Here is a 26,391-nt window from a genome sequence, read left to right as displayed (position 1 = left end):
GTCTGAATGAATTTTTCAGCAATCTTAGCGCGTGCTCGACAGGCAAAGAGTCTAAGTGGGAAAGGGCTTCTTGCTCAAGCGATTGAAATGGCTCGCCTGCATCGGTCTCCTGGGAAGATTGGTCCTTCGGAATACTTTGACTATGGGCTATTCGATGACCAGCGGTTCGACGAGCTCGCAAAACAGGAGTTTATTGGATGGAGTCGTGAATCGTTCATTAATAATACGTTCAATAAAGTTGAATGGGGCGGACTGTCTCTTGACAAGATTGTGTTTTACACGTTTATGGAGGGAGCTGGAATTCCCTATCCTCGTATCCAGGCGATTTTTGATATGCATGGCCGATTTATTAAAGGGATACCAACATTTGCCTCGCAGGACACATTGGCGACCTATCTCAAAAATCAGGATGTCTACCCTATTTTTGTCAAACCAAGTCATGGAAATTTTGGGCGAGGTGCGCACTATCTATCTGCCTATCATTCGGAGGATGAGTCGGTTGTATTTGCCAATGGCACGCAGTCTACCCTCGCTGAATTTATCGGGAGCTTAGAAACCACATTATCCGGCGGGCAAATTTTTCAGGATGTGTTCAAGCCTCACCCTGATCTCGCAAGTCGATGTGGAGCACGATCGTCGACAATGCGTGTCGTGGTGATCATCACAAAGCAAGGTCCTCAGTTATGCCGCGCGGTCTGGAAAATACCAACTGGGAGTAATATTATTGACAATTTTCAACATGGTCGCACAGGGAATTTGTTGGCTTCAGTCGATGTCAAAACCGGCGATGTTTACAGAGTGATTGGTCACGGCGCTGATGGAGAGTTCACCGAGATTTCCATACATCCTGATACCGGGATAGATCTCATGCCGCTGAGGATTCCTGACTGGGCCAAGGCGGAAGATCTGTGTCTTACTGCTGCCCGTCTTCTCCCTGGATTGCGGTTGCTGCATTTTGATGTCGCGATTGCTGACACAGGCCCGCTACTCTTAGAAGTGAACTTCCGCGGAAATTTAGATCTTCTCCAACATGCTTCAGGCAAAGGGTTTTTGTCACCGGAAGTCCATAGAGCGCTTGAAGATCATGCCGTATTTCGTCAAGAAATCGCATCGATCGTTCAACGGACGATGCGAGAACAACAGGGTTCCTCTGGGGCATAAACGGTCCTTTCTTTTTTGTACACCATTTGATTCGTTCAGTACCTGCTGTCTCGCGCTTTCTCTCCATTGCTTGGATAAATAGATCCTGCTTACAAATAGTGTCAGAAGAGCTTTGTCTTAAGAACTTGGCCCATTCCCATTCCCTCATTCATCGTATGCATTTCTTATCGTCCTAGGTTTTTGCTCTCAGCCGGGGTTCGTCCCGGCAGCCGAGGCCCTTTTGTTTCGGCAAAAGGACCCAAAACCATGAACGCCCAGGCCAGGCTCATCGGATGAGCTGAACCCCTATAGCCGTTTCACGGAACGTCCGATGACTGAGGCGTAGTTTGACGTTGTGGCAGTTTTAATAATTAACTGGAAATGAGTTGGATTCGCTATAGTGGTGGGGCGGGCAAACTCGCTGCACTCAAACAAGCCCGCCCAGTATGCGAGGCGTTCACTCAACGGACTCTAGCGAAACCTCATTCTTTCTCACGGAATGCACATGCCTGGTCAAACGCAAGAACACATGTCAACTATATGAAAGAGTCGTGGCACGGCTAGAGCCTGCAGGCGTCAGATCATAGGTACTGAGAAAAAGTTAGAAAGCTAGAGAACGTGGTTATTGTCTGATCATGAAGTGTATTGACGAAGCTTATAGATGACGGATGGAGGCTAGCCTAGTAGAATGCTCTCTAGAATTGTTCTGAAATTTTTTCTGGTGTTTAGAGACAATGGGTAAAGGCAGTCGTGATTCAGCACATTGAGCTTCAGTGATGTTCATAGAAAACACTCTAGAATAAAATGCTTCTGCTCTGATCGTACTACACGAAATGTTGATTTCAGTATTTAAAGGGAATTGTCATGCCGCACGTTGAAACGCGAACGGAAATTATTGTGACTCCTGGCGAGTCAACAAAGCGGCTTGATCATTTTCTTGCCAATCGAGACCCGTATTTCTCACGAACCGCCCTTCAACGTCTGATACTTGAGAGTCATATCACCGTTGATGGGCAAGTAGTCAAACCGAGTCACAAGATCAAGCCGGGTGATCGCATTGTCCTCACCGTTCCCCGGCCGGAACCCATAGATATCCAGCCTGAAAATATTCCCGTCGAAGTGATGTATGAGGATGATTCGTTACTCGTCATTAATAAACCAGCAGGGCTCGTCGTTCATCCTGCCCCCGGGCATTGGAGCGGGACGTTAGTCAATGCGCTATTACATCATATGGTTGAGAGTGAGGGTGGCCTTTCGAATATTGGCGGCAAGGAACGTCCTGGACTTGTCCATCGATTGGATAAAGACACGACCGGAGTGATGGTTGTCGCCAAGCACGATCAGGCGCATCGATCGCTTGCGGCGCAATTCAAACTGCATAACATTAAGCGCGTGTATGAGGCCGTTGTGTGGGGAAAACCCAAGGCCAATCATGGTCGGATTGAACTTGCGATTGGGCGTGACACGAAGGATCGAAAGAAGTTTTCAAGCCGAACGACACGCCCCAAAGCATCATTGACCATGTACCGGGTCCTCGAGCGGTTTGGGAAGTGTGCCAGTTACTTGGAATTAATTCCCGGTACGGGCCGGACGCATCAACTGCGAGTGCATCTCAATTCCTTGAATTGCCCTATTCTCGGCGATGTGACGTACGGTGGGAAAAAAGTGATGGCGGTGGACGACGTCACGGTTCCCCGTGTGATGCTGCATGCCAAGGTCTTGGGCTTTGTTCATCCAACAACCGAAAAAGAATTGCTCTTGCAAGCCCCATTGCCTCTGGATATAGTTGAGGTGATGGAAGGTCTGCGAAACGCCACGGCTTCGGAAGACCGTTGTTCGACTGATCGGATCGATACGTAACGATAGACGATAGAATCAAGGGATGTGTTGAAAATGGAAAAACCGAAAGAACTCGAATCCTCACAAGTTGTAGATATTTTAGGTGAACTCGTAGCCGCACTCGCCACGTTTTCGGCAAAAGTTCCAGCCCAGTCGTTTATGTCGATTCCCGGAGGCATCCGCCCAACGGAAGAGGCCGTGGAGTCGTATGAAGATATTGTCTATCGCTTTCGTGATGGAGCCGGGGCGACCTTTAAGAGTCTGAGCCCTCTTTTCATTGACTCACTGGAAGCGTTTGAAACCGGGAAAGTCTTTAATGCGGTTCCTCCACTTCAGCAAGCGGTGGAACAATTAATCGAGATTCACAAAGACAAAAAAATCGAAACGACGCAAGCCGGGCAGCAACGGATTCAAGATCTCTATCGTCGCCTCCACAAGCTGTTACCGGAAGCCAACAAGCCGGAAGTCGACCTTCCTCCCCCTACCTCCTATTAGTACCCGTTTCTTCTAGCGGTCGATGAAAATCTTCCAGCACTGGCTCTCCCGACTTGTCGCTTGTAGTGGAATGTCTCGCTCGAAACGCGTATCTCGTCACTCGTATTTCGTGGGGGAAATCCTTCAGTTTTTTGCGAGATACGAACGACGATTCACGAGAGACAGTTTTCTCTTCATAACACCAGCCGCTCCAACATCTTCAACGCATTTGATAGGCCAACGTCCTTTCGAAATCGTTCAAACGCGGGAACAATAAGGGCACCCAAATCGGGATCATTCGGATCGAGGGCATCCTGAACGGCATCGAGTTCTTTCTGACTGAGGTGAATGCCTTCGGATCTGGCATAGAGGATAATCGCCAACCGTATCGTGTCATTCCCTAAAAGAGTATGAAGGGTTTGGGCAATTTGAAAAGGAGCCGCCTGTTGAAAAATCACCTTCACCGTGTTCTTCAAAATGACGGGCTGCCGGTCGAGTGTGCCGTTGTCCAGAAGGTCTTTTGTCACGAGCCGGATGCGCTTCGGGACTGTGGAGAGGTCTCGTTTAATGGCAATGATGAGTCGAATGGGAAGCCGTGGCAGCGAACGGATATCTCGGACGGCGGAAAGTGGGAGATTGGGAATAAGGTGAAGCGCCGCCGCCGTCGCATCAGCGACATCGCCGACGAACTGTCCGGTAAGAAGCAGGTCAATAACCTGTTGCGCTTCTGAAGGCTTCAAGCCTGCCGGTAACGGAAGGCGTTTGAGTGCGGCTCGAATGGCTTTGGAGTCGCCAATATCAAATGATGAGATTTTTTTGCTTTTGTCGCCGATTTTTGAGCCGGTTCCTTTAGCCAAAAACATCATGAGGGCCGGGAAATTCAGATCTCGGATAAGCGGCAGGAAATCGGCAGCCTGTTCGCGTGAAATCCGTCCTTCCCGCACTCGATCTTTCAAGCGAAAGCGAAGTTCGGCAAAGCCTTCATCAAGTAAATGGTCAAACCCATCAATTCGTCCAATCATCAGTTCACCTCATTGACAGATTAGGAAAGCCAAGACAGTATTTCAGGTGTATCCTAACGAAATAGCATAGGATTGCAAGAGGTTTCTTGCGAATCCCAAGAGGTATTTAGTCCAGCCATGCAGACGTTCAACATGTGATCACACGCTTTACGGATACGGAAATTATTGAGTGCGGCTCGAATAGATGTTCGTCTGTACGATGCATGTTTCTGCGCTGTACACATGATGTGCATTCGAAAGGGAGGTATTTAGTGTCGCGATAATTGAATCGGCTGTAGGCGTATAAATTCGCAGGCAAGAGAGAGGAGCGGCAGGGCTCCGGCATGGGATGCATGATCGAGACTTTGTTGAGAAAAAAGTGGATCGATCGCTTACGCTTAAAAAACAAACACGTTGCTGCAATCGGCGCTACTTTTCTCCTAATGTCTTTTCCAGTCCAGTCGCAGGTTCTCCGCGCATATTCCCTACTCCATCCAGCTGCATTTTTTCCAATTGTTGGAGATTGCCACCGGCATTTTCTAGCTCGGAAGCCATGCGCCGCACCACAATCTCACTGCTGAGATTCGTTGTGATAAAGAAAACACCTAAAATTCCAAACACGACATATGCTGTTTTTTGAGGGAGACGATGCACTTCGGTGGTGGCCACAATCATGAGGTAAGTCCACCAGGCGATGCCAAGAATCGAGCCGAGATACGGAATCATGCTGGCGACAATGGAAATGGGGTATAAAGCTGAAGCATAGGCCATGCACCGATACGCCACCTCAAACGGTTCTTGTGAACCGATGATTTTCCACACGACAAACACAATCCCTGCGCCAAGAAAACTCAAGGCCAACGCCATGATAGGAAGAAAAATAATTCCACCGAATCCCACGGCCATCGCCTCGCCAACGGTTCCAAGCCCGAAGAGGGAAAACACCGCCATCGCCACGGCGGTCACGACGGCTATGACCAGGACAAAGGTGACCGGATCGCCAAATCCTCCCGCTTTCGGCATGCGGCGATAGAAGCCTGCAGGATTGGTGAGAATGGTCCGAACATCTTGCAGAATGGCAGTTGCCAAGGGTGGATTTTCTTGTGGGCTCGTCTCAGACATAACAATACGTTCCTCTCGCGCTGTTTTGATGAATGGCCTACCTTACTCTGCGCTTTGAGGGGGCGTCAATTTTGCCTTCCTACCCGTGATCATTGCTTTGTACTGGGAAACTAGTCGTGTAACAGAGCTTGCCTTTGCTCGCACGAGGATTGTGGGATGAAGAAGAACATCGTTGGTTGACGGTTAGATTGAGGCAGACATAAAAGATGGGCGCCGTGCCCGTAGCTCAATGAATCTATTGCTTATTGAGGGTGGGCAACTAATATGCACCAGAACTTATCGAAAAGGAATGTGGTATAGGGGTCAGGAGGCGGGGACTGGTGGTACGTATAAATATGCTCTTGGTCATTGGTTGATTGTACTGAAACGGCTATAACTCATTCGCGAAACCCTCCAGAATTTTGGGATAATGCTTTTTCCTGCCCGCTAGCGTTGCCTTGTCAGCCAACTCTCGATTCTCTGACGGCCCGCAGGATATCCTGGGTCGTGACTTTCGTTTTCACCCCGGGCACATCAAAAGGAGACGTATCTTTTTCTCGTTTTGAAACAAGAGAAAAAACCGTGCCGTCTTTTCGACGAATTTCCACTTCTTCTTTCCTTGCTATATGTAATATTTTTGAAAAATTTTGCCGTGCTTCCGAATACGTAAATACCTTCATGTTCTTTTACTCCAATACTTCGATCTTGAGATCGTTGGCAACTTGCTTCATACGTTTATCTAGTGTGAGGAGTGGACATGACAAGTACAACGCACACTGTAAAAAGTACGCATCATAGGCATAAATATTATATTCGGCAGCTAATTTTACGGCATGCCGAATATCGGCAGATACCAACCGGACAGGAATCGTCCTGATAACCTCGAACGCCAACAATACTTCCTTAAGCGTAAGCTGCTTTTGTTTCAACATGGCTGTTGATGTTTGTCAAGTCTTCCTACGTAACTTTACCATGTTAAGTATATAATCCTAAGACATCTCTCAATCTTTCCATGAAAACCAGTTGGAGGCGGACACATGTCCAACAAGGAACAACATCAGTCACCGCTTCGAGAAAACCCAAATACGCATAGAATAAAGTCTAATGTTGAGAGTGTTGAGTAATGCTGATATCGAGCTGCAATATTCCTTGAGCACGTGTTGGATGCCAGAAGCCTCGGGTCGGTTCAAAAAAGTCCGTCCAGCAAGGCCACAGCCATTTTAACGCGCGGAGCGTACTGGTTATACGTGAGCACGGCAAAATGGCGAGAACGCCGCTGGCGGCTTTTTTCAACAGACCCATGTTATATCAAGGGGCAAGTTGAATGCTTCATAAGGGGCCTTCTAAAGCTAGGATTTTTTAGTGAGGAAAAGAGATCAAGATGCTTGTTTATAGTCCAAAGATGACGAACCTTATTCTATCTACTGGTGGTGAGGAAATAGGAGATCGACGGATCTCGCCGCTTTCGAAGGCGGGTTAACTCTTTATCAGGCATCAACCACTGGTGAGTATAGTACGAAGTCTCGGTTGACGGGTTGAGTTGAGGAATGTATAAAGGATGGCCACGCGCCCGTAGCTCAATGGATAGAGCATCGGTCTTCGGAACCGAGGGTTGGGAGTTCGAGTCTCTCCGGGCGCGCCAATAAATCAAGCACTTGTGAGTGATCGCTCTTCACCTCGAGTAAGTTACTCCCGGTTTTACTCCCGGTTCCAATTCCCAAGTTTCCTAAACTTCCCCTCTCAATAGATTCTTTGATATGTCCTGGCGATAGATGCGCATATCTGAGAGTGGTATTAATATCTCGATGTCCCAGTATTTCTTGAATGGTTCGGATGGGCACGCCATTCATGGCCAGGCGAGATGCCGTCGTATGACGCAAGGTATGCCAAGATGCTTCTTGAATCCCGGCTTTTTTTAACGCTGGCTCAAATGCGCGTCTGAGGAAAGCCCGACTGTCCATGGGGTGTAGTGGGTTCTTCAGGCCAGAAAACACAAAGGGAGAATGGAGTAAAGAATTCATCGATCGTAGTATCGTCAGCGCTTCCACTGTCAAGGGAACATGGCGAGTCCGTCCACTTTTAGACAATGGAATGGTCAGCATCGTGGCCTCGAACGAGATATGACTCCATCGGAGGTTAAATTGCTCGGCTCGACGTAAGCCGGTTTCCAGAGCAAACGCCACGACCTTCCAATCATCTGGGTCTAAATGATGGTGGAGGTTGAGCAGTTCTTGATCAGTCAAAAACCGTGTTCGATTTTCCTCTGGAAAAAATTTGACTGAGCTCACAGGGTTTACCTCGAGATTTCCTTCCTTCATCGCTACCATTAATACTCGGCGCAAGAATGCCATATATCGGTTAATGGTTGCGGGGCTCCACTGACCTTCAGAATAGAGTTTGGCTTGCATGTGGCGACAATTTTCGATTGAAATTTGTCGTAATGTACGAGTTCCTAATCGAGACTTCCAAAACCGACCATGGATACACTCATTTTTTTTATTACGATTGGTTGATCCTTCCAGATACCGATCAATCCACGCACCCAGTGTAATATCTTTTTTCTCTTCAAATTGTTCAGGAAAATATCTTTTCTCACGTATTTCAGCTTTTAATCTGCCATAGAGGGCTTTGGCCTGGGTTTTATTGTCGGCTAAAAACCATTTTTCCCGTCCTCCAGGATACACTCGTACCCACCACTTGCCGCCCTTAAACACAACTCCTCGATCTTTTCCGTCTTTGCGTGCCATCTAATCTTCTCTTAAATAACGCGGCTAGAAATTACCCTTTACGCGACAAAACTCCACACTTTGTGGTGAATTTTTCGCTTAGCTTCAGAGTTTTGACCTTTTTTGTTTAATTATTCTTATTTGAGAGGGCCTAAATACTCCTAAATCATAAAAAATCAAATATTGCTTTTGTCAGCACACCTTTTAAGCCACAAAGGAAAAGGGGGGAAGGTTTCACAATCAACGTAGTGACCCCTTTGTGGATAATGAAGCCGGTTGCTTAGCTGGAACAAGCTTCCCAGGCTTCAAGACTATTTTGTTCGGTTTCCCCTGTTTTGCCCTTCGTTCACGAACTTTTCTCTGATTCACACGATTTTGACAGGGTGGTGAGCAAAAATTCTGTTGAAATCGATAACCCAAAAAGAACCGATGGCATTCATTGCATGCGTGAATATTTTTTTTGAACACCTCCAACAGCTGGATGGCATGAAAAAGGAAAAAATCATGTGGGTCTTTACCATGGGATGGAAGGACCAAGGGTTTTCCGATTGGACTTTCTCGTTTAATAATGGGCGTGATCTTAATTGGGGGGAAACGGACCTCTCCTTCGTTCACCAACGCTTGCAAGGCCTGCAGAAGTGTCTTTTGAATTTCAGGCACGACTCCGGAAGTTTGTTTAATAAACGGAGACCACGTTCTTTCAGTCTCCCTGGCAGGATATTCAAAAAAGTCTTGGTCGGCCAGGTCACGGTCAGATGATGGCCGACCGCAATAAAAAAAGACTTCCAACTCAGACTTCAGGTCTAACCACTGTCCTTCAGACAGTGTGCTGACATCGGTTTGAGCAAATCGCAGCAACCATATCAAAGCCGATTCATCAGTCCATCCAATTCTCGATGAGGCCTTCTTAATTTCTTCCCAAAATTTCTTTTCAGCTTTTGTCATAGGCTTCTTCGTAATTTACTGGTTCCAAATTCACAGGGGCAAGGGTTTGTTCATACTGTATTGACATACTAATAATATTAAGAGATACTTGTTCATTGGCTACGATAACGTACTATATTAATGAATGTAATGACTCTATGATAAGCGGTGTCTGAATGTCAAATTCCATCACAACCGATATAGGAGGCTCACATGAAAGATCTCGACAAGCTCATGACCTGTGAGGAAGTGTCCCAGGTCCTTGGACTTCGTGTTTCCACAATTCGACGGATGATTTATGAAAAAAGAATTGATGTGGTAAGGCCGACACGGCGTGCGGTTCGAATTCCAGAGTCATCCGTACGAAAGATTCTGAACGATGGGTTTTCTGCGAGGATTCCGTCTTGACAGGATTCAGATTGGAAAATCTTCATCAATTAAGTTTTCAGATAGATTCTGCATATAGTTTCTAATAATTTTTCCTGTCCTAGAATTTCTATGAATACGAAAGGGCAAATCAAAAGGCATCGATTAAGTAATCTGATGTGGGAAAGAATGTTTCCTGTGCCTGATCCTTTTGATACACAAGAGGAGTGGTTGCGTTTCCATCATGATGATTTGGCAGAGATGACAACGACGCAGTTACGTGAGGAGAAGGAGCGCATAAAAATTCGCATGCTGTATGGCACGAAAGCACCATCATGGTTTAGCGGAAGATTGGAAGCCATTGAAAGAGAGATGAATGCGCGAAATCTTAAAAAATAGTCTAACGAATTTTCCGGAATGAGGAAGCATGACGATGGAGCCTGCTGGCATTCAAACGTCTAAAAGTCAGGGCCCAGAGGAAAAGAAGAACGAGTTGCCCTCTTTGTCAGATCTTATAGAAGAGTTAGAATGCGTCCTTACGACTTACATAAACTTTCCTGACCCTACCTTTGCTACCCTCTGCGCCCTATGGGTGGTACAAACTTACTCCTTTCATGCTTTTTCTTACTGTGGGTATCTTGCGCTACGTTCCTCAACCCCAGGTTGCGGGAAAACCCGTTTGCTTTCCATTCTTCGCCTATTCTGTTCTGGAAAGCCTTCTATCTATACCAATGTCTCACCGGCAGTCCTGTTTCGAATTCAAAAAAATGTTCTGCTGTTAGATGAGGTCGACAAGCTACGAAATCAGGACAAGGAAAAAGCCGGTGATATCCAAGCAATTCTGAATGCAGGATTTCAAAAAGATGGCGTTGTCGCAAGAGTTGTGGGACGTGAATTTCAAGTTAAAGAATTTCCTGTGTATGGGCCAAAGGCACTCGCTGGGATTGAGTCACTGGCAGACACGCTGGCTGATCGAGCTTTTCATATTCAGATGAAGCGTGAAAAAAACAGAAGTCAACGGTTTAACGAGAGAAAGTTTGAGGAGCAAGCCCGTGGTTGGAGAGAAAACTGTCAAAGGTGGGTTGATGAGCGATTTAGTTCCATAGAACAGTCGTATCAAGAAATACCTTATGAGCTAGATGTGTTGAAAGCTTATGAGGCTCGATTTCAGGATATCTCAGAGCCATTATTCATTCTTGCTCAGCTGGCTGACATTGAACGTACTGACAATTTGAAAGATTGTGAACTAGAAGGATATGAATTTATCCTTTCTAGACTATTAAAAGGATTAAAACTCATTGCAGCAAAACGACAACCCTCGAGTCGTGAACGACAATTACGAGCATTCTTGAAAATGGTTGAACCTCATCTAAATGGGAATCCGTCTGTTTTTCTGAGGACAACAAATCTACTAGAAATGTGTATACACTGTGATGAATTAGAATGGATAGACACATCAAGAAAATTGGCAAATTTTATAAAATATTTTGAGCTTTACCCAACTAAAAGACGTATGGACACTGAGGTGATTCGCGGATATGACATAACGGCGGCTTGGGTAACAGATTGGCGAGAACGATATGAACACTAACCTTATTCCTTATTCCCCCAATGTATCCGCCACACTGCCACATTGCAGTGCAGGAGCGGCATTACAGAGTTTTTCGAGCTGCTACAATGAATTGAGTGTGGCGTTATAAAAACTAAGAAATCACCAATGTTAACAAGTCATGTGGCAGTGTGGCGGATCAATACCCGGGCATACAGAATTTGGAGGAGGCTGGGCCCATGCTAAGTAACGAAGAGCTTTGTAGAAGATTTGTTGAAAAGATTGGAAAGAGCCGAGAAAGGCTCGGGACTCCCATACCGGACTGGGAAAAACACTGGAAAGAAATTGCGAACGCTACGCGGGGGCTTGAATTAGAGGATCCTGGCCTTGAAAGCGTGAGAGCCCATTTAACTAGTTGTGATCAAGCATTTTTGCGAGGAGATTGGTCTGATTTTAAAAAGTATTCAGAAAGATTAATGAATTTCTTGAAGGATTAGCTGTGAATAAATGAGAGTGGCTATCTATGCAAGAGTCTCAACAGGTGAGCAATCTGTAACTATGCAGCTATTAGACCTTCGAAGTTATTGCCAGCAACGAGGCCTTGCTATTTATCAAGAGTATTGTGATGAAGCAGTAAGCGGAACAAGTGATAATCGTGCTGCGCTTAATGTTCTTTGGGATGATGCTAGAAAACGAAAGTTCGATGCCGTCCTGTGTTGGCGCTTTGATCGATTTGCTCGGTCGACCAAACATCTCATCGCGGCCTTAGAAGAATTTCGACATCTTGGTATTGATTTCATCTCCTATCAAGAAAATATTGATACAAGCTCTCCACTGGGAAAAGCGGTCTTCACCATTGTTGGCGCAATTTCAGAACTAGAGCGCAATATTATTGTGGAACGAATTAAAGGAGGCTTGCGAAAAGCCAAAGATCAAGGAAAGAAATTAGGCAGGCGTCCTATAATTGATGGGCGACTCATAGAGACAATCCACAGCATGAGAAATCAAGGTATATCGTTGAGAGATATTGGTAAGACTTTGAAAATTTCTAAATCCCTTGTCCATAAATCCTGCCAAAATTTGAACTCCTCAACAACAAAGATTTCAACGACTTAGCAGTAGGCTACAACCTGTCTTTAAAACAAATGATTTGGGGACGATTCGATTGGCTTAAAGTTGCGAATCTATTAACTGTAAATGTTTTGTATTTTATAAGACCTGTCCCCTGTATGATTTTTTGAGATGAAATTTTGACGAGATAACATTGAAACTCCAACTGAATGCGATGGCCGGAAACGGCCGAGACTGTGTGGAAACTCGAAATTTTCTGGATTCAGGGGGTCCCTCACCCCTTGCTCATCCTGAGATCGTCATATACAAGCGATCCTCGAAGGCTAAATTTTTAAATCCAAATTGTATACGGAGTTTTCACACAGCCTGGGCCATAAACAAACATTCAGCTATTAATAACGGTTAGAACATCAAGTTGTCAGTTTCTGTAATTTTTCTGCCGCCTCAAAATGGATTTGATCCAAAAATTGAATGACATTCAAAGTTTGCTCAGCAATTATCTTAAGCTCCGACTCTGGCAGATATTCTATGTGTGTTATATCTTGTACCGTTCCGTGGTTTTCTGGATTAACCTTGTTTTTGATCTGATGAAGTACCAACTTCAAAGTGTCCTTACAAACAACTTCTCCGGCAGGGGCGAAAGACGTAAAACTATAGCCATCGAGTTTCTTGATAAGATCATCCAGCATAGCTGGCTTATGTTTGTCTCTTCCTCGCAGACGCGCAAATTTGAAAGATATAAATGCTTCTAAAGTCACACGGATGTAATTCGGCAGATAATCTTTTGCACTCTCATAATCTATATCATCATTCACGAACGCCTTTATTTTATCTAACTTGTAGAAATAAGATGTTTGATAATTTTTCAGGACATTTGGCAGGGATGAAATATTGCCTTTTCCAAGATAAAAATCTGCTTTGCCTTTGTTTTGATCGGAATTAATAATATTGCTCATAAATTTCAAGAAAATAATATTATGGCTAAAAACGAATGCCTGTTTTGTACCACTCCAGCTCATAACTTTGTTACCATCTTCTCCGGTCGATTTTGCTTTCGGCAAAAGGAAATCCTGAATAACAAGAGCCGTCGAAAGGAGCCTGTTTTCATCAAGGCTTGAAACGGGATCATCCACGACAATCATATAATCTTCTTGATTTTCGCTTTCGTTGTCGATAACCTCATATTGATATTTGCTCAAGAAATAAGCAAAAGCGAGAGTTGTTTTTTCTCCTTCGCTCAAGGAATACTGAATTCCCTTTCTAGGAGACACGCCTGTGTAATATATCGTAAGTTTTCCCTCGTCATCTTTATTGATTGTAAAGTTTGTAACACATAGTCGCGCTAGGAACGCATTAACATATTCTGACTCTTTTTTGAGGTTGGATAGCTCGGCAGTTTTCTGCTCTTCCTTTTCAGCAATCACTTGCTTGGTTTTTTGCAAAAGGTTATTAAGGAAACGATACAGTGCTATCCCGCCGGTATGCTCCCCTATTACGAGCCTTTGACCTTCTTCTCGAAGCCCGTCCTCTTTCCGCCATCTATTAGCCTTTTCTTCAGCCTGCAAATCAAATCTCTTCCAAAATAATTTGGCGCAGATTGCTCTGGCGGTTTGTGCATCAAAACGGGAATTGGTTAACTTTTCCAGAACAAACTCTTTGAACGATAGAAGAGTCGCAGCATCCATTTTGAGTTGTCGAAAAATACTTAGCATCTCTACAATTTTATTCAAGTCTTTTTCTGAAGGCGTAAAATCAATAGCATCCCTTTTGGTTTTAAATAATTCTTTTCCCGCCTGCAAAAGTTTTTCCATCGTTTGAAGGTGCAAACGCTCAAATGCTTCTTTTTCTGCATCGGAAGGAATATCCTGATAGCCATATCGCACAAGGATCGTTTGCAATCTGGCGAGATCAAGTTGGTTTCTTTGCGTCTCCTCCAATGCACTATCAATGGATCGAATTATGACTGCGATTTCCATCTTTAGCGCGGCCAGTTCGTCATTAAAAAAGGCGTCATAGGACTCAATAAGTTCTCCAATATTGAGAAGAGCGCTATCGCATAAAGGACAAGTGCTCTTGTCTTTGTTATGCTTTAGAAGGCTGGAACCATCCTCAAACCAGTTTTGTGTGGAAGTATGTTTGAGGGCGCGGTCTTTATAGGTTTCAATTTTCTGCTGAACCTTTTCACGCGCCGCTTTTGATATGGATTTCTGAATTGTCTCTTTCAGGGTATCCGGAAACTCTGAATCAAACCCTAAAATTTGTTTGAGAAAAACAATATCTTTTTCAAGCGTTTCTTGATCTTTGGAAATCTTGAATTTTGAAAACTGCTCTTCCAATGCCTTTTGGAGATCTTCTTCACTTTCATCTGGCACTTGATCTGGGCAGTTAATCAAGTCCAGACCTTGAGGCATTCGGTTGCTAGAAATATTCTCGTTCCATGTTTTAGAGAGAGCATTTTTAATATCTAGCCCTAGGGCAACCAAAGCTTCTTGATAACCCTCAATAATGCCTTTCCGTTTATTTTCCGCATCTATATCACTGGCAATAGTTTTTAAAGCCTGATTTGAGAACTGCTCTTTTGTGAGTACACCGCTTTTGAAAGATTTTACTTTTGCTTGCCTGCCGTCATAAACATGCTCAGCCACGAAGGCAGAATTAAAAACATAAAGCTTTTGTCTGTCTTTGGGGAACTTCGCTACCTTGCTTTCGCATTCAATTTCAATCTCTACATCTTTCATTGGATCAGAGGCCATGTCCTGCGCAATACGTTTTTGCTCCAGCTCTTCAAGTTCATAAGAAAACAGGCCTATTACATTGGAAAGTGTAGTTTTTCCGCTGCCGTTATAGCCGTAAAGCAAATTGATTCGGTCAAACTTCAAGCCTGACGGTTCAGTTGGCCATGAAAAATCTGAGAAAATCCCCAAATTATGAATTTTTTTTATGCGTTCAATTCCGTCCATATCTCTCTCAATCACAAGTGGGTAATTAATCGCGTTAAAATGCCCGCTTTGGGTGCAGGCTGTGTGAAAACTCCGTATAAAATTTGGATCTAAAAATTTAGCCTTCGAGGATCGCTTGTATATGACGATCTCAGGATGAGCAAGGGGTGAGGGACCCCCTGAATCCAGAAAATTTCGAGTTTTCACACAGCCTGGGTGGAGATCGGCCATTATTGACCTGACCACCCTCTCCCACTATGAGCCCAGTTTTTATTCCTAACTGAGCAGGGAGCAAACTTGTGGCCCGCTGATTAAGAGTTAGCTGCTTCTACTTTGGATGATTTTCATGAGGTACGCATAGCTAAATTTCTTAAGGCATATTACTTTTATTTTACTCCCGGTTTTACTCCCGGTTCGGTCCCGGTTTTGGTCCGGATTCTGAATCTATCTCAATCATCAATCATAGCACTTAAAAATAGAAAATCTACTATTTTTACGAAGGCTTAAGAGCCTTAATCACTCATCATCATCATTAGTCGTATTACCTTCAGATGCTTCTTCGGAACCGAGGGTTGGGAGTTCGAGTCTCTCCGGGCGCGCCAGTTTATCGTGACTTTAGAGGGAAACCTCTAAAAACGTAGGCTGTACAAGCTAAAATTTCGTTTCTACACCTAATCCCCTACGCTATCCGCCTCCTAATCTTCTGATTTGTAAAGTTATTAACTCATGCCAGAAGGCCGCGTGTTTTACACGGAGATGCATGGCATTCTTTTTCGGAGGCTTGGAGGGCAGATTCCCTCAAACTCTCTTGCATGGATTTTGAGAAGCCCGGCCCTTTGGACGGGGAACTTCACTTTTCGTAGTTTCTAACGCGGTCGCGAAGGTCCTGTCCCCCTCTACGTTGGGGTAATCAGAAGACTGGTCGGTCAGGATGCAGTTTGGCCTTCGGAAATGAAAGGGTGTCTAGTGTTTGTAATAAGCCGAAAGTTACGTGTGCGATTGCTCGGTGTAAGTAAAAGGTGGTGTTATAAGTCCTAAAATGCATGAATTTTAAATTAAAATATTTGCATTTTATATTGGTTTCCTGTATGCTTGAGAGTAAGGTGAATGACATGACAAAGCTAGATGAAGTGAGAAAACATTTGCGTCCGGGACAGGTCTACCGGCGGGCCCAGCTAGCTGAATGGTCGAATGCCGTGGATCGGCATGTGAAGCAGTTGCATGAAGACGGAACTCTAACCAAGCTTTCTGGTGGGCTCTATTACTGCCCGAAGAAAACCGTTTTCGGGGAGGCCCCGGCAGAGGATGAAATACTGGTTGAAGCGTTTCTGAAAGATCACAGATTTTTGTTGACCTCCCCCAACGCCTATAACGCATTAGGTGTGGGAACTACCCAGCTTTATAATGAAACGGTGGTCTATAACCATAAGCGTCATGGTCGCTTTACGCTGGGAGGGCGCATGTTTGACTTCCGGCTGAAGCCACATTTCCCGAAATCGTTGAGCCAGGAATTCCTGCTCGTCGATTTGGTCAATAACCTGGATCGATTAGCGGAAAACCAGGATGCGGTGCTGGCTCGGGTAAAAAAGAAAGCGGCGTCTGCAGATCGGCGAAGTTTATCTAAAGCCGTGCGTGAGTATGGCGGTGTACGGGCCAGAAAATTCTTTCCCATTGTACTGAGGGAGGCAACAGTGCACGGTGCCTCCTAATTATCTTCATCATCATCCCGATTTCTCTGACCTGATCCGTATTGTCGGGCAAGAGCAATCTCTTGATCCAGTTCTTGTCGAAAAAGATTACTGGGTGATGCATTGCCTATATGGGTTGCAGCAAATGGGGCTCACCTTTGAACTCAAGGGCGGCACTTCTCTTTCGAAAGGCTTTGGGATTATCAACCGGTTTTCAGAGGACATTGACCTCCGTATCGATCCCCCTGTGCAGAGAAAGGTTAAGACCGGTCATAATCAGAACAAACCGGCTCATTGTGAAAGCCGGAAGACATTCTATGCCTGGCTGGCAGAGACCATCATCATTGACGGTATCGTAAGGGTATCACGCGATGAGAGTTTTGATGATGACAAATATCGGAGTGGGGGAATTCGTCTGATGTACAACAATGAAGTTGGATTCTTGACTGGGTTGAAAGACGGTATCCTACTTGAAGTCGGATTCGATGATGTTATCCCGAACATCGCCAAAGACATCAGTTCTTGGGCCTATGATTATGCGGTAGAAAAAGTTGAAGTAAACGATAATCGCGCCAAAAGCGTTCCCTGCTATCATCCTGGCTATACATTGGTGGAAAAACTGCAAACTCTCTCAACCAAATACCGTACCCAGCAAGAAAGCGGGGCATTTCCCATCAACTTCATACGGCATTATTATGATGTGTATTGTTTACTTGATGTACCGGAGGTCCAGGCCTTCGTGAGCACGCCGGAATATCAGGCGCATAAAGACAAACGTTTTCGCTCGGGGGACAATCCCCTTATTACAGAAAATGAAGCCTTTCTTTTACGGAACCCTTCGATCCGCAAGGAATATGAGGAAGCCTTTCAGAATATGAAAACTCTCTATTACAAGACCCCACCCAGTTTTGATCAGATCATGGACAAAATCCGGGAACATGCAGACAGGTTATAACTTTTCTCCCTTATCTGATTTTCTAGGAAGGCAAGAGTCCCCTACTGTTCGGAATAGTCAGACGCGTCCAAAATGAAGACGTTGAATACTTTCCCGGAAAGACCGCGAAGTTAACCAACGATTCTTGGCGTTTAGGGAGATACACGAGATTTAAAAATGTTCCCTGAAGAATCCTGTTCCATTCTTCAAGAATTTCAAACAAATAGTCCGAGTCTCTCCGGGCGCACCAGCATCATTAACAGGTTGATATTAAAGCAAAAATGGTATTTAGCAGTTAAAGACCCAATCATCCTTTTCCGCTTGGGTCATGATTTGTTTGACCTTTTTTCTAAATTGTGCGGTTTCAATAACGGTAGTCATGAATTTCCTGCACATTTATATGGCATCCAATGGGAACTATTTAGTCAAGGAAAAAAGAACTCAATGGGAGTTATAAATTTATGGTCAATGTGTGAATGCGGGTGTCAACGAAGTGCTCTGAAGAATCGTGGTCCTTAAAGACCATTTCATACTAGCCATGCTTCATATTTATCGAAAAGGCTGTCTGGTGGGGGTGTTTGCAAGGTTCGAAGATATAGTTAAAACATTTGGGAAGACGGTAGTCATTTCTCAGGAAATTATTCCCAGGGATTGATCAGCATAACGCCTGTTCCTTCAAAATCAGAAACATTTCGGGTCATAATATGAAGGCCATGGCGCGTGGCTGTTGCAGCGATGAAGCCGTCACTAACAGGAGTCTGCTTTCCTTTCTTCTGGGTAACGGCAAGGAGCTCTCCCCATAGTTTTATTATTTCAAGATCGATATTCAAGATATTTTGCTGATATTGAGTTTCCAGTAAGGCGAGTTTGTGTTGTAGGTCACGCTTCTTTTTACTTTCCTTAAGCAGGTGGATCCCTTTGGTGATTTCGCCAACAGTCAAGACGGATAGAAAGCTATCCTCGGCTTTCAAGGCTGAAACACGCTTGCGAACCTTTTCAGACCCACCCTTCCGCCATAATTCAGAGACGACACACGTATCAAGTAAGACTCTCATAGTTCAGTTTTTCTAGATAAAGATCGGTCCCGTTTGAAGTCTACCCCTTCTAGATCCATGTTTCCTAAAAGCAAAAATTCAATAAAATTGGGTTTTTCTCCCGTCAGATGCTGGTAGTCATTTTCAGAGATCACAACCACTCTCTCTTCACGGCGAGATACTAACTGCGGACCTTCTAGAAGAGCTTTATTTACCAGTTCACTAAATCGGTTCTTGGCTTCAGCAAGTTTCCATTCCATGTCTGTCTCCATATATAGCTAGATTGTCTAGATTATTATAGCACGGCCAGGAACGTCCGACAAATTTTCTTTTTGATTCGACAATTTGTTTGAGGTCTCTATGGAGAATGCCGTTCTGTGTTGGCGTTTTGATCGGTTTGCCCGCTCAACCAAACATCTCATCACGGCCTTAGAAGAATTTCGCCACCTTGGAATTGATTTCATCTCGTTTCAAGAAAATATTGACACAAGCTCTCCATTGGGAAAAGCTGTCTTCACCATTGTTGGCGCGATTGCAGAGTTAGAGCGCAACATTATTGTGGAACGAATTAAAGGAGGCTTACGGAAAGCCAAAGATCAAGGTAAGAAATTAGGAAGGCGTCCTGTAATTGATGGGCGACTCATAGAGACAATCCACAGCATGAGAAATCAAGGTGTATCGTTGAGAGATATTGGAAAGACGTTAAGAATTTCTAAATCCCTTGTCCATAAATCCTGCAAAAATTTGAACTCCTCAACAACAAAGATTTCAACGACTTAGCAGTAGGCTACAACCTGTCCTTAAATCAAATGATTTAAAGGCAAAGTTGAACAGAATGTTAATGTCGGTCAGACCTACGGTTTACGAAATTGTGGATGCTATTTTCCATCTGTTAACTACAACTCAATCCCAATCGCAAGGTACGCGAATAGAGTATATACGCAGGCCGAATATCAACTAAAATTACCAACAACTGAATTAAGAAAAACATTTCTCTTTTAACGGAATGTCTTAAATTTAAAATATACTAGGAAATCAATGACGGGAAATTCTTCTTTTGCGAGGCCAAGTGTCATACTTGGACATTTTCAAATATATTGCTTGGGTAGAGTCAGAAAGATCCCTGAGTGTGCGTGAGGAATGGGAATGAGAATACCTGCTAAAAGGTTCACCCTTTTTCTTCCAAGCATCTCTGATACCAAGTTCTGCAAATAGCTCCGTCCCAGTTAATAAAATTACCCAATGCCTTGGCTCATGCTTTATAGGCTTTCTTGCCCAACCTATAAACTCTCTTAAAAGAGCTATTTCATCATCTGAGAATTTTTCCTTCAGTACAGAAATGGTAATTACAGAATCGGGAAGCAATTCTGCAGCTATTTTAAGCTGGGAAATGTCTTTTTCTTTGATAGTGTTTTTGCCAAAAGACTTTGCTTCGCCGATAATCAACTTAGGGTCACTATAGGAATCATGTCTATTATCGTCCGCGGTCCAAAGTGCGAAATCGATCTCACATTTCTTATCACCAGAAACAAGATCTAAGGCTGTTGAGTAATTGAATGCTTTATCAAACCCCCTCGTTCTTAATTCGCTCAGTGCTTTTATCGTTAATAGGGCGCAATAAGAACCCCGTGCGTAGTTCGGGACGGCAAATGGTCCAATTACTCTATACTTCCAGTTTTCATTTTTGTTTCTTAGATCGGCCTGTGGAAAATCATAGTCCTTTAAACATCGCTCACACCTCACCACATAGGCCACTTCATTTAAGTCGTGCCAGTTTTTGGCACCGCAATGACTACAATCAGTCTCGAGCCCGAGTCTTATCACATTGCGTTTGATATATTCTGAAATATCTAACTTAGAAATACGTTTTGGGTTGAGTTGGCTTATTTGACATTGCCATTGTTTTATGGAAGCTGCTCTACCAGTGAAATATTCTTCTTGAATGACAGAGTCACCTTCACCTCCTTGGCGTCTCGTGCTCATCGCATGATTGTTAATGAACCTAACCATCTGAGGATCGTTTACCAGATTTAATCCCCAGAAACCTTTCAAACTATTAAGCATTTGCTTCGCAATTCGACCTGGTTCGGACAGATTAGCTATAATGTGATGTTCCTCAAGCCATTCCATAAAAGCTTGATCATTCCTTAGAAAATTTAGTGGTTGTTCCAAATCTTTGTGGTCCTGCATAAAAACCCAACCCTCTCGACTTATGCAGAAATTCTCGCCTCCCATACCAAGGCGAGGCCAACTTCGATCAAAAGTATTGTGTGGAATCACCGTGGCTATTTCATGATCGCTGTAAGAATTAGGCACAATTACATTTGCCCAACGACATCTTGAACCACTGAATCTTTGAGCAAAAAATGGAGAGAGAGTTTCGAACTTCGAATAAATATGACCATTCTTTACTACTGGGAGGCGAACTTGCTTTTCTGATACCGACAATTTCATTCTTTCATACTTGGGCCCGTGTATGTCGTCAAATGGGGCATGCCAGATTGGATTTCGACACAGCTTGAAGCGCCACGATTCTTGGGGTAACTCATCAAACGCAGGCGATATTATTTCTTTGGCCTTACTCTTAGTAACCGATCTTGCTATTTCCACTGTCATATAATGCATGACCTCATGGGGATTATCTTTCAGATGGCGGTGATTGCGACTGATTAGATTTCTTAAAAAATCAGATAAATCATCAAACCATTTTATGGGGACTGGGAATACAGGGGATGGTTCAATTCTTAAGTTCCATAGGTCTATAAGGTCTACGGAGTTATTTGGGTCAAACAGATAAATAATTGGTTTATGATGCCAGTACCTCTGCTTCTCAATATGATTGAAAGTAATACGTAATGGAGAAATCACCCCATTACTAAATAGTTTCAACCATGTTTCAGCGCAAGAATCCACTTCTTCAGGACTAAATACATCGCGAAACTCATCTGATAGATATTTTGTTCCATTGCCTTCTGGATAAACACCTATACAGGCGTGTGCAAAAAGATCATTCTTGCTGGAAGCTATAATAGCCGGACGTTCGTTTTTGAGAGTAAAACGCCGTTCGTTTTCATATGTGTGTTTCAGTATGTCAAAAATACTTTGTCCAAAATGTGGCTCATTCAATCCTTGATCTTCTTTTTCCATAAATTCGTTCAAGCTAACCACTGCACGATTAAGCGAAGTATCTGATTTGAGGGCGGCTAGTCCAGCTTTCTCTAGAAGACCCTCTTCGGCTTCTACATAGACATCTGGTTCGAAGAATCGAATATATCCCTTCGCTATTTCATAACCCCTTAAATATTCAAGACCATCGGATTTCCATTCTTTGGGAGAAACCCGAAAAATAGGGATTATCGGGTTATACATCCCACCCCAAAGACAGGTATTTATTCGCATTATTTTGCATATAGACGACTTATCTGAAGGCTTGACGAGAAACCCGATTCGAGTAGGTCTTAGGCGTAACTTTGCGTGGAACTCTGTCATGGAATCATACATAGAAGACTTAGACCTTTAAATTTTGGGAATTTTATTTACAGAGTAAAAGCGTAATGAAAAGGACGATTTAAATTTATAGCTATAATGGGACCAAGTAGTTACCCTGATCCCGGTTTTACTCCCGGTTCGGTCCCGGTTTTGGTCCCGATTCTGAATCTACCTCAGTCATCAATCATAGCACTTTAAAATAGAAAATCTACCGTTTTTACGAAGGCTTAGGAGCCTTAATCACACTTCATCATCCTTCGTCGTATTGTCTTCAGGTGCGTCTTCGGAACCGAGGGTTGGGAGTTCGAGTCTCTCCGGGCGCGCCACTACTGCTTTACCCTCCTTCACTCTTTCCAAAAACATAAAGAGAGCAGTTTGAATGTCTTCGATTTGCTGTCAGGGTAATTCCTGGCGAACGCACTAATCTGACGACTGCCCTACACGGAAGTGAGAATGCATGTACGTTTCCTGGCTGAGAAGTCCAATGAAATGTTTATAAATGGCTGGGAAAGTTCATGCGTTGGTGCAGTATTCGCAGCACATAGATATGGGAATTTTTAATCTGATAGACCAAGACATGTTTGCGCACAGTAAAACATCGATGCTCTTCGGTTAACAATGGATGTCGGTAACCCAGAAAGGGATTGTCTTTGATAACATCCAGCGCATGACAAATGGAGGCATCGTATTCTTGCAGTTTTTCCCCACCCCATTCTTGAGCGGTATAAACCAGAATATTGATAAAATCGCTTTCTGCTTCTTGAGTGAGGGAGAGGGTGTATTTATTCCGGGAGGACATCAGATTTGGGCTTGTGTCCTACTTGAATTTTCCGTGTAGCGGTTTGTCGTAGCTCGTTTAGAACGTCCGGCGTGAGTTCGCGGTGTTGCCCGCTGGCTACCTGATCCTGTCCGACCTTGATAGCGGACAAAAACTGGTTTTTGCGTTCGTCTTCCTCGCGCATATGGCGAACCGCATCACGAACCAACTCGGTTTCATTCATATAAAATCCGGCATCGACCTTGGCTTTGATGTAGTGTTCATCTACGTCTGGAAATCTAATATTCATAGTGATACTCTTAGCGTGATACGATTATAATCATAATACATACCTAATCATATCATGATTAAGGCATGTAGGGAAGGAAAATAGCATTTACAGTTATTGAAGGCTTCTGATCCTTGGCTGGTGGATAAAGTAGTTCGCTTATAGCCGTTCCAATATACTTCCGTCTGTACGGCGTGTGTTTTGCGCTGTGTTCATGATGTATTTCGGTTGGAAGTTATTTGGTTTCGCTATAGAGTTGAAAATCGTTTCTTATTATCAATGTCATTCTTTGTTGAGCTTCTTCCTGAATAATGGGGAGAGGCTTTTTTGTTTCTACAGTCTTTTGATTAAACGGTTTCTGAGTGACGTGCTCAGATTTTGTGGAAGTTCTACAAGTGTTTGGTGGGTTCCATTCGCTCATGTAGGACGCGAATAATCATGAGATGGTCGTCATGGAGTTGATAGTAAATCATATGTCGTTTAGCTTGAAGCATTCGATATCCTGCCTGAACATGGTCGCAGGGTTTCCAAGTTGCGGGTTGTGCTTCAGTTGTTCTATCACTTGGGTGAGGTGATCATGATAGGTATCCGCTTGGGTTTCTCCCCATTCTTGAAAGCTGTAGAGCCAAATCTCTTCAAGGTCGTTTTTGGCAAGTGCGGTTTTGCGTATCTCGATCATCCTACCGCTTTAAACCCGCTTTCTTTTTCGCCGACTTCCTAATTTCTTCCATATCGAGCCGTCCTGCATCTCCGCTGTTTTCACCATCAATGAGGGCTTGTCGCAGTGCAATGACTTTTTGTTCATGCTCTTCTAATAACCGTAACCCCTGACGGATCACTTCACTCGCAGACCCATAACGCCCTTCTTGAACTTGGGTACTAATGAACTGATCAAAATGCTCACCAAGAATAATACTGGTATTTTTGGCCATAGTCTCACCTTCCTTTCTATATTAATAGATACCATAATATGGTATGTCCTGCAAGGATTTCTTCTCCTTGACGAAGATCATGAAATTACAGAAAAGTAAAAGAAAGGCTTAGCATTCTGGGGATCGTTATAACTCAGGTTCCAGAGCGTATAGCTGTTCTCGCATGGATGGCCGCTCTATCTCCCGAGGTGATGATGGTAAAGGGTGGTCTAAGATCGATTGAAACGTCTTGAAGAATGCAGTTCCAATCTTCCAAAATTTGGAAGAATTTGTTCGAGGTGGCTTCGTTCAGGCGCGTCAGTATCTTTAACTAGTCGATGTTCGAAGAGAAAATGGCTATTTACCGGTGCGTGTCCAATCATAATTTTTAGCAACCAAATCTTCTCAAAGGCCTGTGAACAGAGGCGAATAGGCAGTTCGAAAAAATCTCAAAAACTGTTGAATAGACAGTAATCATTTCTGTTAAGCAAAGACCACCTCTTGAGGCTTTTCGCCTCTGCGTCTTGGTCTGACCTTGACGGTCACTTTCTGATCAAGCTTATTCAGAAAACTCATCAGCCGCCCTTCGGAAAACCGGTGAAAGCGAGCATTTAACAATTTGGACACTTCCGCTTGGCCAATCTCCAAGACTTCCTGCACGTCCTTTTGTTTGCTCAAGCCACGGTCTTGCAGAATAAGAAGAATTTGTGCTCCAAGCCGTGCTCGTAGAAATAGTTCATCGGCATCCTTCCGGCCTAGATCAGCAAAGATATTGCCGGAACTTTCCTCAAATTCGATTTTGCCTTTTTTCTTCATGTCTCGTACTCCTTTTTAAGGTCACACGCATCACGATATCGTTTGGCAATCAGATCAATGTCCTTCTGGGACGTGGCAATCCCGGTCTTGCTCTTTTTCTGAAACGCATGCAACACATAGAGCCGTTTCCCAATTTGCACTGCGTAGACAAGTCGATAAGTATCGCTTACGTAATCATCCCTGAGTTCAAACACACCGCTCCCGACACTCTTAAATGGTTTAGCATGCGGCGGCATCAAGCCGATCTGAGCCAAATACAATTCGCCGCCTAATTGATCCTGCACTTCATCTGGCATTTTCTTTAATTGCTTTTTACTGTCCCCTACCCATATCACAGGGCGGATCGATTTCTTTTCCGGCAACGATGCACTCCTTTACTTCATGGTATGACAAAATTGTCATGTACGCAAGAAAATGCCTCAAATATAAACATTTATTAGTTAGGGGCTACGTAGGCTGCTAGTGTTCTTCCTTGAAGAACTTGGTTCCATTCTTCCAGAATTTCGAACAGAGAGTTCGAACTTTCTCCTGTTAGACGCGTTAGTATTTCTAACTATTTGAATTTAAGGGAGTAAGCTGACATTTAACGGCTGGTACCCAAACATGCATTTGAGTAACGAAATATTTGAGAATCCCCATGAGTAAAGGCGAAAAGGGAGCTCGAAAAAATAGGGAAACTTTTTGATCCTCATTCCACAGCTTCACTTATGCTGCCGTAATATTTTCCAAGGCTTTTTTCACAACATTGGGCCGTTCGTTAATCACCATGAGATAGGCTTTAGCCGGACCTTCCGGATGCCGGTTGCCTGATTCCCATTTCTTTAGTGTGGAAAGACTAAATCCATAAGTTTCAGCAAAACGCTCTTGTGTTAAACGGGTCTTTTCACGTATGGCTTTCACGTCGATGTCGGCTGCGATAATGTAGTGAGCGCGGCCTTTGGTTTTGTCACCGCGCATATAGTCAATGGCGTCATTGATTCCTGCCATAATTTCATCACCAGCTTTTGTCATGGCTTCATCTCCTTTTTCAATATTTGGATGCCTTTATAATAGGCGTGTTTTTCTGCATCCGTGATATTGGCCTTTTCGTTTTTTCCGTACACCGTGAAAAGAAATACAGGGTTTTTCTTATCGTAGTAATAATAAATCAACCGAAAAGAACCGCTTTTGCCTTGTCCTTCCCTGGCTACACGAAGCTTTCTTACGCCGCCGGTCTTCGGAATAACTTCACCCGCTTTGGGGCTTCTCGCAATTGTGTTAAGCAAATCATCCTTTTCTGCTTGGGTCATGATTTGCTTTGACTTTTTAATAAATTGTGCCGTTTCGATAATGGTAATCATTAA

26 protein-coding genes, 1 tRNA gene and 2 pseudogenes are annotated in these 26,391 nt (G+C 43.9%); 11 read left to right on the top strand and 18 right to left on the bottom strand.

The features are described 5' to 3' along the window. The first annotated feature begins 6 nt into the window (after positions 1-6). The 3 genes from ACWHX8_RS20070 (at position 7) to ACWHX8_RS20060 (ending at position 3,474) form a co-directional block, all read left to right on the top strand. On the top strand, positions 7-1,161 hold the full coding sequence (locus ACWHX8_RS20070) for a sugar-transfer associated ATP-grasp domain-containing protein (RefSeq protein ID WP_447969907.1): 1,155 nt from the start codon (positions 7-9) through the stop codon (positions 1,159-1,161). An 843-nt stretch (positions 1,162-2,004) separates the two neighbouring features. Further along, positions 2,005-3,000 carry an RluA family pseudouridine synthase gene (locus tag ACWHX8_RS20065; protein WP_447969906.1) on the top strand — a complete coding sequence of 332 codons (996 nt, stop codon included), beginning with the start codon at positions 2,005-2,007 and terminating at the stop codon, positions 2,998-3,000. Positions 3,001-3,033: 33 nt separating this feature from the next. Then, complete coding sequence (locus ACWHX8_RS20060) at positions 3,034-3,474, top strand: hypothetical protein (protein WP_447969905.1); 441 nt, start codon at positions 3,034-3,036, stop codon at positions 3,472-3,474. Positions 3,475-3,647: 173 nt separating this feature from the next. Here the strand turns inward: ACWHX8_RS20060 and ACWHX8_RS20055 are convergent, their stop codons facing one another. The 4 genes from ACWHX8_RS20055 to ACWHX8_RS20040 all read right to left on the bottom strand — a co-directional run bounded on the left by ACWHX8_RS20055 (position 3,648) and on the right by ACWHX8_RS20040 (position 6,487). Continuing rightward, the gene (locus ACWHX8_RS20055; RefSeq protein ID WP_447969904.1) at positions 3,648-4,475 is read right to left on the bottom strand and encodes a hypothetical protein; all 828 of its coding nucleotides are present in this window, start codon (positions 4,473-4,475) and stop codon (positions 3,648-3,650) included. Between the two features lie 408 nt (positions 4,476-4,883). Continuing rightward, the gene (locus tag ACWHX8_RS20050) at positions 4,884-5,576 is read right to left on the bottom strand and encodes a YIP1 family protein (protein ID WP_447969903.1); all 693 of its coding nucleotides are present in this window, start codon (positions 5,574-5,576) and stop codon (positions 4,884-4,886) included. A gap of 440 nt (positions 5,577-6,016) precedes the next feature. Continuing rightward, on the bottom strand, positions 6,017-6,235 hold the full coding sequence (locus tag ACWHX8_RS20045; protein WP_447969902.1) for a prevent-host-death protein: 219 nt from the start codon (positions 6,233-6,235) through the stop codon (positions 6,017-6,019). A gap of 6 nt (positions 6,236-6,241) precedes the next feature. Further along, positions 6,242-6,487 carry a type II toxin-antitoxin system VapC family toxin gene (locus tag ACWHX8_RS20040; protein ID WP_447969901.1) on the bottom strand — a complete coding sequence of 82 codons (246 nt, stop codon included), beginning with the start codon at positions 6,485-6,487 and terminating at the stop codon, positions 6,242-6,244. 634 nt (positions 6,488-7,121) lie between these two features. Between ACWHX8_RS20040 and ACWHX8_RS20035 the strand changes: the two genes are divergently transcribed. Further along, a tRNA-Arg gene (locus ACWHX8_RS20035) sits at positions 7,122-7,197 on the top strand. A gap of 133 nt (positions 7,198-7,330) precedes the next feature. Here the strand turns inward: ACWHX8_RS20035 and ACWHX8_RS20030 are convergent. Both ACWHX8_RS20030 and ACWHX8_RS20025 read right to left on the bottom strand, forming a co-directional pair. Then, a pseudogene (locus tag ACWHX8_RS20030) lies at positions 7,331-7,873 on the bottom strand (tyrosine-type recombinase/integrase); the annotation flags it as partial. A gap of 648 nt (positions 7,874-8,521) precedes the next feature. Further along, positions 8,522-9,226, bottom strand: a complete 705-nt coding sequence (locus ACWHX8_RS20025) for a hypothetical protein (protein ID WP_447969900.1) — start codon at positions 9,224-9,226, stop codon at positions 8,522-8,524. A gap of 192 nt (positions 9,227-9,418) precedes the next feature. Between ACWHX8_RS20025 and ACWHX8_RS20020 the strand changes: the two genes are divergently transcribed. The 4 genes from ACWHX8_RS20020 (at position 9,419) to ACWHX8_RS20005 (ending at position 12,236) form a co-directional block, all read left to right on the top strand. Continuing rightward, positions 9,419-9,613, top strand: coding sequence for a helix-turn-helix domain-containing protein (locus ACWHX8_RS20020; RefSeq protein WP_447969899.1), 195 nt, complete (start codon positions 9,419-9,421; stop codon positions 9,611-9,613). Positions 9,614-9,769: 156 nt separating this feature from the next. Further along, on the top strand, positions 9,770-9,970 hold the full coding sequence (locus ACWHX8_RS20015) for a hypothetical protein (protein WP_447969898.1): 201 nt from the start codon (positions 9,770-9,772) through the stop codon (positions 9,968-9,970). Positions 9,971-9,998: 28 nt separating this feature from the next. Next, entirely contained in the window at positions 9,999-11,162 is a 1,164-nt protein-coding gene (locus ACWHX8_RS20010) for a hypothetical protein (protein ID WP_447969897.1), read from the top strand. A 465-nt stretch (positions 11,163-11,627) separates the two neighbouring features. Then, positions 11,628-12,236: a recombinase family protein gene (locus tag ACWHX8_RS20005; protein WP_447969896.1), complete on the top strand. Its 609-nt coding sequence runs from the start codon at positions 11,628-11,630 to the stop codon at positions 12,234-12,236. A gap of 365 nt (positions 12,237-12,601) precedes the next feature. Here ACWHX8_RS20005 and ACWHX8_RS20000 read toward each other — a convergent pair whose 3' ends face one another. After that, positions 12,602-15,151 carry an AAA family ATPase gene (locus tag ACWHX8_RS20000; RefSeq protein ID WP_447969895.1) on the bottom strand — a complete coding sequence of 850 codons (2,550 nt, stop codon included), beginning with the start codon at positions 15,149-15,151 and terminating at the stop codon, positions 12,602-12,604. A 1,091-nt stretch (positions 15,152-16,242) separates the two neighbouring features. Here ACWHX8_RS20000 and ACWHX8_RS19995 point away from each other — a divergent pair. Together ACWHX8_RS19995 and ACWHX8_RS19990 are read left to right on the top strand one after the other, a co-directional pair. Then, complete coding sequence (locus ACWHX8_RS19995; RefSeq protein ID WP_447969894.1) at positions 16,243-16,839, top strand: hypothetical protein; 597 nt, start codon at positions 16,243-16,245, stop codon at positions 16,837-16,839. After that, positions 16,829-17,773, top strand: coding sequence for a nucleotidyl transferase AbiEii/AbiGii toxin family protein (locus ACWHX8_RS19990; protein WP_447969893.1), 945 nt, complete (start codon positions 16,829-16,831; stop codon positions 17,771-17,773). Before ACWHX8_RS19995 ends, ACWHX8_RS19990 begins: the two co-directional genes overlap by 11 nt. Before the next feature lie 617 nt (positions 17,774-18,390). On the opposite strand, the gene ACWHX8_RS19985 is transcribed toward ACWHX8_RS19990, so the two are convergent. Both ACWHX8_RS19985 and ACWHX8_RS19980 read right to left on the bottom strand, forming a co-directional pair. Then, positions 18,391-18,807, bottom strand: coding sequence for a PIN domain-containing protein (locus ACWHX8_RS19985; RefSeq protein ID WP_447969892.1), 417 nt, complete (start codon positions 18,805-18,807; stop codon positions 18,391-18,393). Then, a complete protein-coding gene (locus ACWHX8_RS19980) occupies positions 18,804-19,046 on the bottom strand; it encodes a type II toxin-antitoxin system prevent-host-death family antitoxin (protein WP_447969891.1) in 243 nt (80 codons plus the stop codon). The genes ACWHX8_RS19985 and ACWHX8_RS19980 overlap by 4 nt, the downstream gene beginning before the upstream one ends. A 100-nt stretch (positions 19,047-19,146) precedes the next feature. Here ACWHX8_RS19980 and ACWHX8_RS19975 point away from each other — a divergent pair, with 100 nt between their 5' ends. Continuing rightward, complete coding sequence (locus tag ACWHX8_RS19975) at positions 19,147-19,566, top strand: recombinase family protein (RefSeq protein ID WP_447969890.1); 420 nt, start codon at positions 19,147-19,149, stop codon at positions 19,564-19,566. 255 nt (positions 19,567-19,821) lie between these two features. Here ACWHX8_RS19975 and ACWHX8_RS19970 read toward each other — a convergent pair whose 3' ends face one another. From ACWHX8_RS19970 to ACWHX8_RS19930, 9 genes and pseudogenes are all read right to left on the bottom strand, one after another. Further along, entirely contained in the window at positions 19,822-22,155 is a 2,334-nt protein-coding gene (locus tag ACWHX8_RS19970) for a hypothetical protein (protein ID WP_447969889.1), read from the bottom strand. 613 nt (positions 22,156-22,768) lie between these two features. Then, the gene (locus tag ACWHX8_RS19965; protein WP_447969888.1) at positions 22,769-23,074 is read right to left on the bottom strand and encodes a type II toxin-antitoxin system RelE/ParE family toxin; all 306 of its coding nucleotides are present in this window, start codon (positions 23,072-23,074) and stop codon (positions 22,769-22,771) included. Further along, entirely contained in the window at positions 23,058-23,342 is a 285-nt protein-coding gene (locus ACWHX8_RS19960; protein WP_447969887.1) for a ribbon-helix-helix domain-containing protein, read from the bottom strand. Before ACWHX8_RS19960 ends, ACWHX8_RS19965 begins: the two co-directional genes overlap by 17 nt. A 368-nt stretch (positions 23,343-23,710) precedes the next feature. Then, positions 23,711-24,000, bottom strand: a pseudogene (locus ACWHX8_RS19955) (type II toxin-antitoxin system RelE/ParE family toxin). Position 24,001: 1 nt separating this feature from the next. After that, positions 24,002-24,253: a type II toxin-antitoxin system ParD family antitoxin gene (locus tag ACWHX8_RS19950; protein WP_447969886.1), complete on the bottom strand. Its 252-nt coding sequence runs from the start codon at positions 24,251-24,253 to the stop codon at positions 24,002-24,004. Positions 24,254-24,715: 462 nt separating this feature from the next. Next, positions 24,716-25,048 (bottom strand): helix-turn-helix domain-containing protein, encoded by a 333-nt coding sequence (locus ACWHX8_RS19945; protein ID WP_447969885.1) that lies wholly within the window; start codon positions 25,046-25,048, stop codon positions 24,716-24,718. After that, positions 25,045-25,410 carry a type II toxin-antitoxin system RelE/ParE family toxin gene (locus ACWHX8_RS19940; RefSeq protein WP_447969884.1) on the bottom strand — a complete coding sequence of 122 codons (366 nt, stop codon included), beginning with the start codon at positions 25,408-25,410 and terminating at the stop codon, positions 25,045-25,047. The genes ACWHX8_RS19945 and ACWHX8_RS19940 overlap by 4 nt, the downstream gene beginning before the upstream one ends. 343 nt (positions 25,411-25,753) lie before the next feature. Further along, entirely contained in the window at positions 25,754-26,059 is a 306-nt protein-coding gene (locus tag ACWHX8_RS19935) for a helix-turn-helix domain-containing protein (RefSeq protein WP_447969883.1), read from the bottom strand. Further along, positions 26,056-26,388 carry a type II toxin-antitoxin system RelE/ParE family toxin gene (locus ACWHX8_RS19930; RefSeq protein WP_447969882.1) on the bottom strand — a complete coding sequence of 111 codons (333 nt, stop codon included), beginning with the start codon at positions 26,386-26,388 and terminating at the stop codon, positions 26,056-26,058. Before ACWHX8_RS19930 ends, ACWHX8_RS19935 begins: the two co-directional genes overlap by 4 nt. Positions 26,389-26,391: the final 3 nt, after the last annotated feature.

This window comes from Nitrospira sp. M1 (assembly GCF_965152605.1).
Note: the sequence above shows the minus strand (reverse complement) of the source record. Positions and strands in the feature narration are given on the sequence as shown.

Bases quoted from the DNA above. Each gene is read 5' to 3' on its own strand.
- ACWHX8_RS20070 (WP_447969907.1), top strand. From the start codon at position 7: ATGAATTTTTCAGCAATCTTAGCGCGTGCTCGACAGGCAAAGAGTCTA.
- ACWHX8_RS20065 (WP_447969906.1), top strand. From the start codon at position 2,005: ATGCCGCACGTTGAAACGCGAACGGAAATTATTGTGACTCCTGGCGAG.
- ACWHX8_RS20060 (WP_447969905.1), top strand. From the start codon at position 3,034: ATGGAAAAACCGAAAGAACTCGAATCCTCACAAGTTGTAGATATTTTA.
- ACWHX8_RS20055 (WP_447969904.1), bottom strand. From the start codon at position 4,475: ATGATTGGACGAATTGATGGGTTTGACCATTTACTTGATGAAGGCTTT.
- ACWHX8_RS20050 (WP_447969903.1), bottom strand. From the start codon at position 5,576: ATGTCTGAGACGAGCCCACAAGAAAATCCACCCTTGGCAACTGCCATT.
- ACWHX8_RS20045 (WP_447969902.1), bottom strand. From the start codon at position 6,235: ATGAAGGTATTTACGTATTCGGAAGCACGGCAAAATTTTTCAAAAATA.
- ACWHX8_RS20040 (WP_447969901.1), bottom strand. From the start codon at position 6,487: ATGTTGAAACAAAAGCAGCTTACGCTTAAGGAAGTATTGTTGGCGTTC.
- ACWHX8_RS20025 (WP_447969900.1), bottom strand. From the start codon at position 9,226: ATGACAAAAGCTGAAAAGAAATTTTGGGAAGAAATTAAGAAGGCCTCA.
- ACWHX8_RS20020 (WP_447969899.1), top strand. From the start codon at position 9,419: ATGAAAGATCTCGACAAGCTCATGACCTGTGAGGAAGTGTCCCAGGTC.
- ACWHX8_RS20010 (WP_447969897.1), top strand. From the start codon at position 9,999: ATGACGATGGAGCCTGCTGGCATTCAAACGTCTAAAAGTCAGGGCCCA.
- ACWHX8_RS20005 (WP_447969896.1), top strand. From the start codon at position 11,628: ATGAGAGTGGCTATCTATGCAAGAGTCTCAACAGGTGAGCAATCTGTA.
- ACWHX8_RS20000 (WP_447969895.1), bottom strand. From the start codon at position 15,151: ATGGACGGAATTGAACGCATAAAAAAAATTCATAATTTGGGGATTTTC.
- ACWHX8_RS19995 (WP_447969894.1), top strand. From the start codon at position 16,243: ATGACAAAGCTAGATGAAGTGAGAAAACATTTGCGTCCGGGACAGGTC.
- ACWHX8_RS19985 (WP_447969892.1), bottom strand. From the start codon at position 18,807: ATGAGAGTCTTACTTGATACGTGTGTCGTCTCTGAATTATGGCGGAAG.
- ACWHX8_RS19980 (WP_447969891.1), bottom strand. From the start codon at position 19,046: ATGGAATGGAAACTTGCTGAAGCCAAGAACCGATTTAGTGAACTGGTA.
- ACWHX8_RS19975 (WP_447969890.1), top strand. From the start codon at position 19,147: ATGGAGAATGCCGTTCTGTGTTGGCGTTTTGATCGGTTTGCCCGCTCA.
- ACWHX8_RS19970 (WP_447969889.1), bottom strand. From the start codon at position 22,155: ATGTATAACCCGATAATCCCTATTTTTCGGGTTTCTCCCAAAGAATGG.
- ACWHX8_RS19965 (WP_447969888.1), bottom strand. From the start codon at position 23,074: ATGTCCTCCCGGAATAAATACACCCTCTCCCTCACTCAAGAAGCAGAA.
- ACWHX8_RS19960 (WP_447969887.1), bottom strand. From the start codon at position 23,342: ATGAATATTAGATTTCCAGACGTAGATGAACACTACATCAAAGCCAAG.
- ACWHX8_RS19950 (WP_447969886.1), bottom strand. From the start codon at position 24,253: ATGGCCAAAAATACCAGTATTATTCTTGGTGAGCATTTTGATCAGTTC.
- ACWHX8_RS19945 (WP_447969885.1), bottom strand. From the start codon at position 25,048: ATGAAGAAAAAAGGCAAAATCGAATTTGAGGAAAGTTCCGGCAATATC.
- ACWHX8_RS19935 (WP_447969883.1), bottom strand. From the start codon at position 26,059: ATGACAAAAGCTGGTGATGAAATTATGGCAGGAATCAATGACGCCATT.
- ACWHX8_RS19930 (WP_447969882.1), bottom strand. From the start codon at position 26,388: ATGATTACCATTATCGAAACGGCACAATTTATTAAAAAGTCAAAGCAA.